This window comes from Massilia sp. FBCC-B171, from assembly GCF_059134155.1.
Genome location: NZ_CP101443.1, coordinates 5145650 through 5157056 on the forward strand (window position 1 = coordinate 5145650; position 11407 = coordinate 5157056).

Annotated in this window: 13 protein-coding genes; 5 read left to right on the forward strand and 8 right to left on the reverse strand. The window is 64.5% G+C overall.

Annotated elements, in window-relative coordinates; all coding sequences use genetic code 11:
* Window positions 1-74: 74 nt before the first annotated feature.
* The 4 genes from NMB41_RS23320 to pyrC form a co-directional block, all read right to left on the reverse strand.
* The gene (locus NMB41_RS23320) at window positions 75-416 is read right to left on the reverse strand and encodes a hypothetical protein (RefSeq protein WP_494380128.1); all 342 of its coding nucleotides are present in this window, start codon (window positions 414-416) and stop codon (window positions 75-77) included.
* Window positions 417-608: 192 nt separating this feature from the next.
* Window positions 609-1601, reverse strand: a complete 993-nt coding sequence (locus NMB41_RS23325; protein ID WP_494380129.1) for a Gfo/Idh/MocA family protein — start codon at window positions 1599-1601, stop codon at window positions 609-611.
* 11 nt (window positions 1602-1612) lie between these two features.
* Complete coding sequence (locus NMB41_RS23330) at window positions 1613-2413, reverse strand: DUF3025 domain-containing protein (RefSeq protein WP_494382896.1); 801 nt, start codon at window positions 2411-2413, stop codon at window positions 1613-1615.
* Between the two features lie 12 nt (window positions 2414-2425).
* On the reverse strand, window positions 2426-3475 hold the full coding sequence (pyrC, locus tag NMB41_RS23335) for a dihydroorotase (protein WP_494380130.1): 1050 nt from the start codon (window positions 3473-3475) through the stop codon (window positions 2426-2428).
* A gap of 134 nt (window positions 3476-3609) precedes the next feature.
* Between pyrC and NMB41_RS23340 the strand changes: the two genes are divergently transcribed.
* Window positions 3610-3879 carry a YlcI/YnfO family protein gene (locus NMB41_RS23340; protein WP_494380131.1) on the forward strand — a complete coding sequence of 90 codons (270 nt, stop codon included), beginning with the start codon at window positions 3610-3612 and terminating at the stop codon, window positions 3877-3879.
* Complete coding sequence (locus tag NMB41_RS23345) at window positions 3876-4175, forward strand: type II toxin-antitoxin system RelE/ParE family toxin (protein ID WP_494380132.1); 300 nt, start codon at window positions 3876-3878, stop codon at window positions 4173-4175. Before NMB41_RS23340 ends, NMB41_RS23345 begins: the two co-directional genes overlap by 4 nt.
* On the opposite strand, the gene NMB41_RS23350 is transcribed toward NMB41_RS23345, so the two are convergent.
* From NMB41_RS23350 to NMB41_RS23365, 4 genes are all read right to left on the reverse strand, one after another.
* Entirely contained in the window at window positions 4166-4900 is a 735-nt protein-coding gene (locus tag NMB41_RS23350; RefSeq protein WP_494380133.1) for an amino acid ABC transporter permease, read from the reverse strand. The genes NMB41_RS23345 and NMB41_RS23350 overlap by 10 nt on opposite strands.
* Before the next feature lies 1 nt (window position 4901).
* Window positions 4902-5636 carry an amino acid ABC transporter permease gene (locus NMB41_RS23355; protein ID WP_494380134.1) on the reverse strand — a complete coding sequence of 245 codons (735 nt, stop codon included), beginning with the start codon at window positions 5634-5636 and terminating at the stop codon, window positions 4902-4904.
* A gap of 50 nt (window positions 5637-5686) precedes the next feature.
* On the reverse strand, window positions 5687-6604 hold the full coding sequence (locus tag NMB41_RS23360) for a transporter substrate-binding domain-containing protein (RefSeq protein WP_494380135.1): 918 nt from the start codon (window positions 6602-6604) through the stop codon (window positions 5687-5689).
* 94 nt (window positions 6605-6698) lie between these two features.
* Complete coding sequence (locus NMB41_RS23365) at window positions 6699-7424, reverse strand: amino acid ABC transporter ATP-binding protein (RefSeq protein WP_494380136.1); 726 nt, start codon at window positions 7422-7424, stop codon at window positions 6699-6701.
* A gap of 118 nt (window positions 7425-7542) precedes the next feature.
* On the opposite strand from NMB41_RS23365, the gene NMB41_RS23370 reads away from it, so the two are divergent.
* The 3 genes from NMB41_RS23370 to NMB41_RS23380 all read left to right on the forward strand — a co-directional run bounded on the left by NMB41_RS23370 (window position 7543) and on the right by NMB41_RS23380 (window position 11285).
* Window positions 7543-8811 (forward strand): dicarboxylate/amino acid:cation symporter, encoded by a 1269-nt coding sequence (locus tag NMB41_RS23370; RefSeq protein ID WP_494380137.1) that lies wholly within the window; start codon window positions 7543-7545, stop codon window positions 8809-8811.
* A gap of 72 nt (window positions 8812-8883) precedes the next feature.
* Entirely contained in the window at window positions 8884-10167 is a 1284-nt protein-coding gene (locus tag NMB41_RS23375; RefSeq protein ID WP_494380138.1) for a metal-dependent hydrolase family protein, read from the forward strand.
* Window positions 10168-10193: 26 nt separating this feature from the next.
* Window positions 10194-11285: a type II asparaginase gene (locus NMB41_RS23380; RefSeq protein WP_494380139.1), complete on the forward strand. Its 1092-nt coding sequence runs from the start codon at window positions 10194-10196 to the stop codon at window positions 11283-11285.
* Window positions 11286-11407: the final 122 nt, after the last annotated feature.

Here is an 11407-nt window from a genome sequence, read left to right on the forward strand (position 1 = left end):
CTTCAAGGTGGCCAACACAGTGCATCGTTCCGCGTGGGCACGGAGTGCCCACCCTACGAAAAGCTCCCGTCTACTCAATCGACCCGGGTCAACTCCACCCCATCGACCGTCATCTTCCACTTGTCGCCCACACGATGCGGCGGCTTGCTGACAACGAAGGTGGAACGCACGAGCATGACGCCGACATCGAAATTGTCGCCATTAAAACCCTGCAGGTCGACGCTCAGGTCGAGCTTCTTGTTCGGTTGATCGCGCTTGTACTTGACCTTGCCGTCCTTGGCCAGTTGAATGCGCATGTCCTTGCCCTGCCAGTCGCCGACATAGGCCATTTTTTCAGCGGGAACGGGAACCGGCGCGGCTTGCGCGGCAAAAGGCAGGAAACAGGCGGCGAGGATGGCGGTGCGCAGCATATGCATGGGAGGCTCTCGGTAGACAGTGAATGCGGAACGGCCCGCCGAGTATTCGCCTGACACGATGTGTTGTCAACATGCATACAACTGTACAACTGGGGTCAGGTCTGACATTCGGACACGGCCTCGGCATTAGCCGCACAGATCTCGCCAATCAAGGTTGAGCTCGTGTCCGAATGTCAGACCTGACCCCAGCTGTTATTCCGCGTGATCGGCTGCGTAGGTCAGCCCGATCTGGCGCCGGATCTCGTCCATCACCTCCATCAGCGCCAGGGTTTCGGCATGCGTCATGCCGGGACTTTCGATCAGTCCTTCCCTGAAACAGCGCTGGGCCTCGAGCACTTCATGCACATAGCCGTTGCCGAGATAAGGCGTGTCGATCGTGCGCGTGCTGCCGTCGTCCAGCGCCACCGTGATCGAACGGGCGCGGTGGAACATGGTGTTCATGCGGATGTGGCCGCGCGACCCCGATACCGTCAGCTCGCCGGGCGTGCGCGCCTGGAAGGAGCAGTTGCAGACCGACATGCCGCCGCCTGCGTGCTTCAGGGTGAACCCGGTCTGCACGTCGACGCCGGTCGGCCCCATCTCCGCTTGCGCCTTGACATCAAGCACAGGACCGAGCAGGCTGGCGGCGATCGAGAGCGGATAGATGCCGAGGTCGAGCAGCGCGCCGCCGCCCAGTTCGGGATTGAAGACGCGGTGCTCGGGGCCGAAGCTGGCCGTAAAACCGAAGTCGGCCACGACCTGGTGCACGCTGCCGATTTCCCCGGCGGCGATGAGGCGTTTGACTTCGGCGAGGGCCGGCATGAAGCGCGTCCACATCGCCTCCATCAGGAACAGCTTTTTCGAACGCGCCAGGTCGATGACCTGCTCGGCTTCGCGTGCATTCATCGTAAAAGGTTTTTCGCACAGCACGCCCTTGCCGGCGCCGAGCGCCAGCAGTGCGTTGGCGGCATGCTGCGGATGGGGTGTGGCGACGTAGACCAGGTCGATGCCGCCGGCGCCAGCCAGTTCTTCGTACGAACCATAGGCCGCGCCGCCCTGGAACTCGGCGGCGAAGGCCTCAGCCTTGTCGAGGCTGCGCGAGGCGACGCCTGCCAGCACGGCATCGGGCACTTCCTGCAGCGCGGTGGCAAACGCGCGCGCGATCTTGCCGGTGCCGAGGATGCCCCAGCGGATTGGTTCAGGCATCGCTATTCCTTTCAAGCCGCGCTTGGCACCCGCTTCGGGCGAAAGACGGTTGTGTCCATGTAAAAGGCATGGTCCTGCCCGGGCCACCAGCCCGGCACGCCGAGCACCGGCAGCGGCGTGAAGCTCGCCGTGCTCAAGCCTTCGTCGCGCAGCAGCTGGGCCACGGTGGCGTCGATCCATGTGCGCTGGGCGGCGCGGTCGAACGTGAAGTAAGCGTCGGGGGCGAACACGACGCGGGTGTGGGCGGTGATCGCCTTGCGCGGCGCGACCAGCTTTTCCATCAGCGCGTGGCCGAACAGCCAGAGCTGCGCATCAGGGCCGAACATGCCGCGCTTTTCGAACAGCGCCGCCTCCCAGCAGTGGGCGCGCAATTCGTCGACCAGCGCCCGCCCTTCGGTCGAAGCGCGTACCAGCAGCAGCGCCGCGTTTTCATCAAAAATGGTGGCGGCATCGCGCGCCGGGCCGCGCGCCTTGCTCGTGTCCCCGGCCGCTTCGATCTGCGCCGCCTGCAAGGCATTGAGTTCCCGTTTGATCAACGGGAAGCTCTGCCACACAAGGCCGTTGAAGAAGTCGTGCAGGTTGTCGCGCGTGGGCACCTGGCCGGTGGCGCTGATGAAGGCCTCGTAGGCCGTCCCCTCGGGCAGCGCCTCCTGCGGCACGAAGCTGAGCGGCGCATCGCGGTGGTTGCGCAGCGCCAGCCGCGCGGCCTGGCGGTTGAAGGCATCGACGAACTGCTCGCCCTCCAGGCCGAGCGCCTCATACGCCGGACGCACGGCCTCGTACCAGGGACGGGCCCAGTCGATCTGCAGCAGCTCCACCGCCACTTACAGCATCTTCCAGTCGATTTTTTCGCCGGCGTTCAGCGGCACCAGGTCGTTCTCTCCCATCGCCACCGTGGCCGGCAGTTCCCACGATTCGCGCACCAGCGTGATCGTGCCTTCGTTCCTCGGCAGGTTGTAGAAGGCCGGGCCATTGAAGCTGGCGAAGGCTTCGAGTTTATCCAGCGCGCCGGCTTGCGCAAACGCTTCGGTGTAGAGCTCCATCGCGTGCAGGGCCGTGTAGCAGCCGGCGCAGCCGCAGCTCGACTCTTTCGCGCCGATCGCGTGCGGGGCCGAGTCGGTGCCGAGGAAGAAGCGCTCGTCGCCACTGGTGGCGGCCGTGACCAGGGCCAGGCGGTGCTCTTCGCGCTTGAGCACCGGCAGGCAGTAATAGTGGGGACGGATACCGCCGCGGAAGATCTCGTTGCGGTTGTAGAGCAGGTGGTGCGCGGTGATGGTTGCGGCAATCGGCCCTTCGGCCTCGGCCACGTACTGGGCCGCGTCCTTGGTCGTGATGTGCTCGAAGACGATGGCCAGCGCCGGCATGTCGCGGCGCAGCGGGCGCATGACGCGCTCGATGAAGACGGCTTCGCGGTCGAACAGGTCGATGTCCTGGTCGGTGACTTCGCCGTGCACCAGCAGCGGCATGCCCACTTCCTGCATCACTTCCAGCACCTTGTAGCAGTTGCGCAGGTCGGTCACGCCGGCATCGGAATTGGTGGTGGCGCCGGCCGGGTAGAGCTTGACCGCATGGATGAAGCCGCTGTCCATCGCACGCCGGATCTCGTCCGGATCGGTATTGTTGGTGAGATAAAGCGTCATCAGCGGTTCAAACGCCATGCCCTCCGGCAGCGCGGCCAGGATGCGGTCGCGGTAGGCGGCCGCCGCCGCGGTCGTGGTGACCGGCGGTTTCAGGTTCGGCATCACGATCGCCCGCGCGAACTGGCGCGCGGTGTGCGGCAGCACGCTGGCCAGCGCCGCGCCGTCGCGCAGGTGCAGGTGCCAGTCGTCTGGACGGGTGATGGTGATGGATTGCGGGATCTCGATGGTGGACATGGCGGCTCTCGGATTGCGGGACGGCGTCATTTTACCTGTATAGGGAATGTCGCACCGCCTTGGCGAGCGCGCTTGCACCGACGTCTTGAATATGGGAGACTGCATCGCAATTGCAATGCATTTCGGAGCTGATGATGAAAACCTCGACGATTCCTTCTCTCCGGGTCAAACCAGAGCTGCGCAGCGCGGCTGAAAGCGTGCTGCAGGAAGGCGAAACCTTGTCCGGTTTTGTCGAGCAGTCGCTGCGCCAGAATATCCAGCGCCGGCAAGCCCAGCAGGAATTCATTGCGCGCGGCCTGGCATCGGCTGCGGAAGCCGAGCGTACGGGCGAGTATTTCGATTCCGACGACGTTTTGCGCGAACTGGATGTCGTGCTCGACGAGGCGACGAAAGCGCAAAAATGAGCTACAAGGTCCGCTACACGCGGGCAGCCCGTGAGGACTTGCAGGAGTTGTACGCATACCAATTGAATCACAGCCTGCCTACTGCAAAGCGGGCACGCGACACCATTGCGAAAGCGACTGAGGTGTTGAAGGAGTTTCCATTCACCTGCCGCAAGGCGGATGCGGGTAATCCATTCCTGCGCGAGCTGGTGATTCCGTTTGGCGGCGCGGGATATGTGGCCTTGTTCAGCATTGACGACAAGATTACGGTGACGATCTTGGCGGCGCGGGATCAGTGCGAGGATGATTATTTGTAGCGATGCACGACACTGGCAGGCAACGTCGCCCCGGCCGCGGCCGGCCGCCCCCGGTGCTGCAGGCGCCCGACCAGGCGCGACAAGGCGTAACACATCACGAAATACACCACCGCCACGAACAGGTACATCTCCACCAGCCGTCCGTCGCGCTGCGCAACCTTGCTGGCGGCGCCGACAAAATCCGGGATGGACAGCACGTACACCAGCGACACGTCCTGGAACAGCACGATGGTCTGGGTCAGCAGCAGCGGGAGCATGTTGCGAAACGCCTGCGGCAGCACCACGTGGCGCATGGTCTGGCGGTAATCCATGCCCAGCGCCTGCGCCGCCCATACCTGCCCGCGCGGCACGGAAGCAATGCCGCTGCGCATGATCTCGCAGTAGTAGGCCGCCTCGAACAGCGTAAACGTGACCAGCGCCGACCAGAAGGCCCCTACCCTCACCGGCTCGTCGGCGCCGATCGCCCACGCCGCCATGTAGGGCACCAGGAAGTAAAACCAGAAAATCACCAGCACCAGCGGCACCGAGCGCACCAGGTTCACGTAGGCGCCGGCCGCGATCGCCAGCGGCCGGATGCGCGAGGTGCGCATCAGCGCCAGCAAGGTGCCCAGCACCACGCCGCCCAGCATGGCCAGCGCCGTCAGTTGCAGCGTGAAGACCATCCCGACCTGCAGCAGGTAGGGCCAGGAGCGCGCGATGACGTCGAAGTCGAAGTCGGTGAACATGTCAGGCGGCCCCGGTCCCGGCCGCGGGCAGCGCGGCGCGGCGCTCCACCGCGCGCATCAGCGACAGCGCCAGCAGGTTGACGAACACATAGATGAGGGTCGCGGCGCTGAAGGCTTCGAACACCTGGAACGAGAATTCCTGCACCGCGCGCGCGCTGGCCGTCAGCTCCACCAGCCCGATGGTCAAGGCAACCGAGCTGTTCTTGATGATGTTCAGGAATTCGCTGGTCAGCGGCGGCAGGATGATGCGCAAGCTGAGCGGCAAGAGGACCAGCCGGTACACCTGCCCCAGGCCCAGCCCCAGCGCGAGGGCGGCCGACCTTTGCCCGCCGGACAGGGCTTCGATGCCGGCCGACACCTGCACCGCCACGCGCGCCGACGTGAAAAAGCCCAGGCACACGACGGCGGTGACGAACGGCGCAACGGGCAAGGCCTTGAGCCAGTCGCCCACCGGCGCCGGCAGCAGCTCGGGCAGCACGAAAAACCACAAGAACATCTGCACCAGCAGGGGAATGTTGCGAAACAGTTCCACGTAGGCGTTGCCGAGTGCGCGCAGCGCGCGCTGCGGCAAGGTGCGGACGACGCCCACCGCAATGCCGAGGATGAGCGCCATGACCCAGGCCGACAGCGCCGTGGCGATCGTCCAGCCGAGGCCGGCGAGCAGCGTCTCGAGGTAGGTATGGGTACCGTCGGGCGACATCTGCCAGAAGATGTTCCAGTTCCAGTTGTAGTTCATCGGGCACCGGGCATCGCTTTATCTCCTCGGCGGCAGCGGCAATTAATGTGTCATTTAAGCGCGTACGCCGCCGGGTCGCCGGAATCGATGGGCTTGGCGATCACGGCCTTCAGCTCCGGCGACATGGGGAAATTGAGGTTGATGCCCCGTGGCGGAATCGGGCTCGTGAACCACTTGGCATAGGTGGCCGCCAACTGGCCGGACTGATAGAACTTGTGCAGCGCGCTGTCGACCGCCTGTTTGAACTGCGGGTCGCCGCGCCGCATCATGATCGCGTACGGCTCCACCGACATCGCCTCGGCCGAGATCTGGTAGTCGCCCGGCGCGCGCGCGCCGGCCACCTGCGCGGCGAGCAGGACATCGTCGTTGGCGAAGGCCTGGGCGCGCCCGGTTTCGAGCATGAGGAAGGATTCGGGATGGTCCTTGCCGACCACGATCTTCATGCCCAGCTTGCGCTGCGCGTTCAGGACCGTCATGAGCTTCTGGCCGGTGGTGCCCGCGGTGACGACCATCGCCTTGCCCTTCATGTCGGCCAGGCTGCGGATGCCGGAGGATTTCTTCGACAGCAGGCGATTGGCAACGACGAACATGGTCGGCGCAAAGGCGGCCTGCTGCTGGCGCTCGAGGTTGTTGGTGGTCGAACCGCATTCGAGGTCGATGGTGCCGTTGGCGATGAGCGGGATGCGGTTGGCCGAGGTGACCGGGTTCATCGCCACCTTCAGCCCGGGTAGCGCCAGTTGCGCGCGCAGCGCATCGACCACCTTCAGGCACAGGTCGACCGAGTAGCCGATGTAGCGCTGCTGGTCGTCGAGATAGGAAAAAGGCACGGACCCGTCACGCACGCCGAGGGTAATGGTGCCGGTTCGTTTGAGCTTGGCGAGGGTGCCGGTCGATTCCTGGGCGCCTGTATTGGGGATGGCGGCGGCCCCCAGCAGCGCCAACAGAGCAGTGAAAGCGATTCGTTTCATGATGTCCTCGGTCCAGGGTGGAAAGAGCGGTCATGACGTCCAGAGCAGTCGGATCGATCATATCACTGGAATTGCACGATGCACGAAAAACAACTTAACGAATAATCTTGGCCAGGAACTCGCGCGCCCGTTCCGAGCGCGGCGCGCTGAAGAACTCCGCGGTCGGGCTGTCTTCGACGATCCTGCCATGGTCCATGAACAGGATGCGGTCGGCCACCTTGCGGGCGAAGCCCATCTCGTGCGTGACCACCATCATCGTCATGCCTTCCTCGGCCAGCCCGACCATGACGTCGAGCACTTCGGTGATCATTTCCGGGTCCAGCGCCGAAGTCGGTTCATCGAACAGCATCGCGATCGGGTCCATCGACAGTGCCCGCGCAATCGCCACGCGCTGCTGCTGGCCGCCCGAGAGCTGGGCCGGGAATTTGTCCTGGTGCGCCAGCAGGCCGACCCGGTCCAGGTATTTCAAACCGCGCTCGGTGGCTTCGGCCTTGGTCCGCCCCAGCACTTTTATCTGCGCCAGCGTCAGGTTCTCGCGCACCGACAGGTGCGGAAACAATTCGAAGTTCTGGAACACCATGCCGATCTTCGCGCGCAGCTTGGGCAAATCGGTGTGGCGGTCGGTCACCGTCACGCCATCGACCCGGATCACGCCCTCCTGCACCGGCTCCAGGCCGTTGACGGTCTTGATCAGGGTCGATTTGCCGGAACCGGAGGGCCCGCACACCACGACCACATCGCCCCGGGCCACGTGCGTGCTGCAATCGGCGAGTACCTGGAAGGCGCCGTACCATTTACTGACCTTGTCGATTTCGATCATTTTTTGCCACACCTTTCCCACACCTGTGAGCGTGCTTGACAGCACTAACAGCCCCTAGGATACTGCGGAACTTGCCAATATACTCAGAACGCACTTGGCCGACCACAGGAAGCAGTCAATGGACAAACGAAACCGCCTCACCACCTACATCCTGATCGGCCTCGCGCTGGGGATCGTCGTTGGCTACATCGCCAACACCAACCTGGCCGACCCCAAGGGTTTCGCCGAGACGATGTCGCTGGTGACGACGCTGTTCCTCCGCCTGATCAAGATGATCATCGCACCCCTCGTCTTCGCCACCCTGGTGGTGGGCATCGCCAAGATGGGCGACGCCAAGGAAGTGGGCCGCATCGGCGTCAAGGCGCTGGGCTGGTTCATCATCGCCTCCGTCATCTCGCTGTCGCTGGGCCTGGTCCTGGTGAACCTGTTCCGTCCGGGCGACGCGATGGCGGCGCTGGGCAACCTGCCGCCGGTCGGCGCCGACTCGGGCATCGTCACCTCGGGCCTGACCCTGAAGGAATTCATCACCCACCTGGTGCCGTCCTCGATCGTCGACGGCATGGCCAAGAACGAGATCCTGCAAATTGTCGTGTTCTCGCTGTTCTTCGGCACCGCCGCCGCCGCCGTCGGTGCGCGCGCCACGCCGATGATCGACGCCATCGACGGCGTCGCCCACGTCATGCTCAAGCTTACCGGCTACGTCATGAACTTCGCGCCGATCGCCGTCTTCGCGGCAGTGGCCGGCATCATCGCCAAGAGCGGCCTCGGCGTGCTCTCGACCTATGGCGTCTTCATGGCCCAGTTCTACTTCGGCATCGCGCTGCTGTGGGGGATCCTGATCCTGATCGGCATGGCCTTCCTCGGCCCGCGCGTGCTGCGCCTGATCGCCGAACTGCGCGAACCGACCCTGCTGGCCTTCTCGACCGCTTCCTCCGAAGCAGCTTTCCCGAAAACCTTGGAAGGACTGGAGCGCTTCGGCGTCAAGAACCGCCTGGCCGCCTTCGTGCTGCCGATCGGTTACTCGTTCAACCTCGACGGCTCGATGATGTACTGCACCTTCGCGACCGTGTTCATCGCCCAGGCCTACGGCATCGAGATCCCGCTGTCGACCCAGCTGATGATGATGCTGGTGCTGATGCTGACCTCGAAAGGCATGGCCGGCGTACCGCGCGCCTCGCTGGTCGTCATCGCAGCCACGCTCGGCCAGTTCAACATCCCGGAAGCGGGCCTGCTGCTCCTGCTGGGCATCGACCACTTCCTCGACATGGCGCGTTCGGCCACCAACGTGATCGGCAACGGCATCGCCACCGCCGTCGTGGCGAAGTGGGAGGGCGACCTCGAGGAGACTGTACCGAACAAGGACGTTGCCGTCTCGCCGCTGCGCTGACAGCCAGGGAAAACGAAGACAGGGCCTTCCAGCGATGGGAGGCCTTTTTTTCATAAAAATGGAGACAGGAAGATGAAACAGCTGGCCGCGGCAGCGATGCTGCTTGCATTGAACAGCGCCCAGGGCGCCACCCAGACGGTCGATTGCGGCCGCCTGCTCGACGTGAAAAGCGGCACCTGGCGCGAGCGCGTCAGCATCGTGATCGAGAACGGCAGCATCGTGTCGGTCGGTCCGATGACGCCGGGCGCCGGCCATATCGACCTGTCGAACAAATCCTGCCTGCCGGGCCTGATCGACATGCACGTGCATCTCACCGGCGAAACCGCGCCGGCGATCGACGCCTACCGCGACCGCCTCACGGCCGATCCGGCCGACCTGGCCTACCGCTCGGTGAAGTATGCCGCGCGCACGCTGATGGCCGGCTTTACCACCGTGCGCGACCTGGGCGCGCAGGACGGCCTGAACGTGTCGCTGAAACGCGCGATCGCCGCCGGCGCCGTGCCTGGCCCGCGCATGTTCACGGCCGGGAAATCGATCGCCACCACCGGCGGCCACGCCGACCCGACCAACAACCTGTCGCACTTCCTGAACGAGAAGATCGGCACGCCGGGCCCGGAGCAAGGCGTGATCGACAGCCCGGAACAGGGCCGCCAGGCCGTACGCGCCCGCTACAAGGAAGGCGCGGACCTGATCAAGATCACCGCCACCGGCGGCGTGCTGAGCCAGGCGGCCAACGGCCAGAACTCGCAGTACACCGAAGACGAACTGCGCGCCATCGTCAGCACCGCCAAGGATTACGGCTTCCGCGTGGCCGCGCATGCGCACGGCGCCGAAGGCATGAAGCGCGCCTTGCGCGCCGGCGTCGACTCGATCGAGCACGGCACGCTGATGGACGACGAGACCATCGCCCTGTTCAAGAAGACCGGCCACTGGTACGTGCCGACGATTTCGGCCGGCCGCTATGTCGCCGACAAGGCGAAGGACCCGAATTATTATTCGGCCCTGGTGCGCCCGAAGGCGGCCGCGATCGGCCCGCAGCTGCAGGCGACCTTCGCGCGCGCGCACAAGGCGGGCGTGAAAATCGCCTTCGGCACCGACGCCGGCGTCTTCCCGCATGGCGAGAACGCCAAGGAATTCGGCTACATGGTCGAAGCGGGCATGAGCCCGATCGAGGCGATTCGCGCCGCGACCGTGCACGCCGCCGACCTGCTCGACCAGCCCCAGCGCCTGGGCGCGGTGGCGCCGGGCTTTGCGGCCGACATCGTGGCCGTCGACGGCGACCCGCTGCGCGACATCAAATTGCTCGAACAAGTGAAATTCGTGATGAAGGACGGCGTCGTTTACAAACAACTGTAAAGACGCTGTAGTTAAAGGAGATATATATGCTGTTCCAAAAGACCGCTCGCTCGGCCACCGCGCTGTTCGGCTTCCTGTTCTGCCTCGCCTTTGCGGCGCAGGCCCAGAGCCAGGCCGCCGCTGTCAAACTGCCGAACGTGACCATCCTCGCCACCGGCGGCACGATCGCCGGCACCGGCGCCACCAGCACCACCACGGTCGGCTACACGGCCGCCACGGTCGGCATCCAGACCCTGATCGCCGCGGTGCCGGAAATGACGAAGATCGCCAACATCAGCGGCGAGCAGGTGTTCCAGATCGCCAGCGAGAACATGGGCAACGAGCACTGGCTGGCACTGGCCAAGCGCGTCAACACCCTGCTGGCGCAGCCGACGGTCGACGGCATCGTCATCACCCACGGTACCGACACGCTGGAAGAAACGGCCTACTTTTTGAACCTGGTCGTCAAGAGCAGGAAGCCAGTGATCCTGGTCGGCTCGATGCGCCCGTCGACCGCGCTGTCGGCCGACGGTCCGGTCAACCTGTACAACGCGGTGATGCTGGCCGGCTCGCAGGAGGCCATCGGACGCGGCGTGCTGGTTGCGATGAACGACCAGATCAACGGCGCGCGCGACGTCACCAAGTCGAACACGACGACGACCGACACCTTCAAGGCCTCCGAACTGGGCATGCTCGGATATATCCAGGGCGGCAAGCCCTACTTCTATCGCACGGCGATCCGCCGTCACACGGTGGAAACCGAATTCGACGTGATGAATCTGTCGGTGCTGCCGCAGGTGGAAGTGGCGTATGCGCATGCGAACGTGGGACCGGTGGCGATCGAGGCGCTGGTAGGGTCGGGCGCCAAGGGCCTGATCCATGCGGGCGTGGGGAATGGCTCGTTGCCGGCGAAGGTGCGTCCTGCCTTGTCGGCTGCCCGTAAAAAAGGCGTGATCATCGTGCGCTCGGCGCGGGTTGGCCAGGGCATCGTGGCACGCAATGGCGAAGCCAATGACGATGAGCTGGACTTTGTGGCGGGGGATAACCTGTCGCCGCAGAAGGCGCGCATTTTGTTGATGCTGGCCTTGACCAAGACGACCAATACGCGGGATATTCAGAAGATGCTTTCGACGTATTAAAAGCGGTGCGCACCGGTACGGGGGGCTGTTGCCTGCTCTGGTATCGGTGTTTTGAATCCGCGTGGGCTCGGAGAGCCCACCCTACGGGATACGCCATGTATCCGGTTTCGTAGGGATCTCGC

What these genes read in the sequence shown, in the direction of transcription:
- NMB41_RS23320 (WP_494380128.1), bottom strand. Translation starts at nt 416, where the DNA reads ATGCATATGCTGCGCACCGCCATCCTCGCCGCCTGTTTCCTGCCTTTT.
- NMB41_RS23325 (WP_494380129.1), bottom strand. Translation starts at nt 1,601, where the DNA reads ATGCCTGAACCAATCCGCTGGGGCATCCTCGGCACCGGCAAGATCGCG.
- pyrC (WP_494380130.1), bottom strand. Translation starts at nt 3,475, where the DNA reads ATGTCCACCATCGAGATCCCGCAATCCATCACCATCACCCGTCCAGAC.
- NMB41_RS23340 (WP_494380131.1), top strand. Translation starts at nt 3,610, where the DNA reads ATGAAAACCTCGACGATTCCTTCTCTCCGGGTCAAACCAGAGCTGCGC.
- NMB41_RS23345 (WP_494380132.1), top strand. Translation starts at nt 3,876, where the DNA reads ATGAGCTACAAGGTCCGCTACACGCGGGCAGCCCGTGAGGACTTGCAG.
- NMB41_RS23350 (WP_494380133.1), bottom strand. Translation starts at nt 4,900, where the DNA reads ATGTTCACCGACTTCGACTTCGACGTCATCGCGCGCTCCTGGCCCTAC.
- NMB41_RS23355 (WP_494380134.1), bottom strand. Translation starts at nt 5,636, where the DNA reads ATGAACTACAACTGGAACTGGAACATCTTCTGGCAGATGTCGCCCGAC.
- NMB41_RS23360 (WP_494380135.1), bottom strand. Translation starts at nt 6,604, where the DNA reads ATGAAACGAATCGCTTTCACTGCTCTGTTGGCGCTGCTGGGGGCCGCC.
- NMB41_RS23365 (WP_494380136.1), bottom strand. Translation starts at nt 7,424, where the DNA reads ATGATCGAAATCGACAAGGTCAGTAAATGGTACGGCGCCTTCCAGGTA.
- NMB41_RS23370 (WP_494380137.1), top strand. Translation starts at nt 7,543, where the DNA reads ATGGACAAACGAAACCGCCTCACCACCTACATCCTGATCGGCCTCGCG.
- NMB41_RS23375 (WP_494380138.1), top strand. Translation starts at nt 8,884, where the DNA reads ATGAAACAGCTGGCCGCGGCAGCGATGCTGCTTGCATTGAACAGCGCC.
- NMB41_RS23380 (WP_494380139.1), top strand. Translation starts at nt 10,194, where the DNA reads ATGCTGTTCCAAAAGACCGCTCGCTCGGCCACCGCGCTGTTCGGCTTC.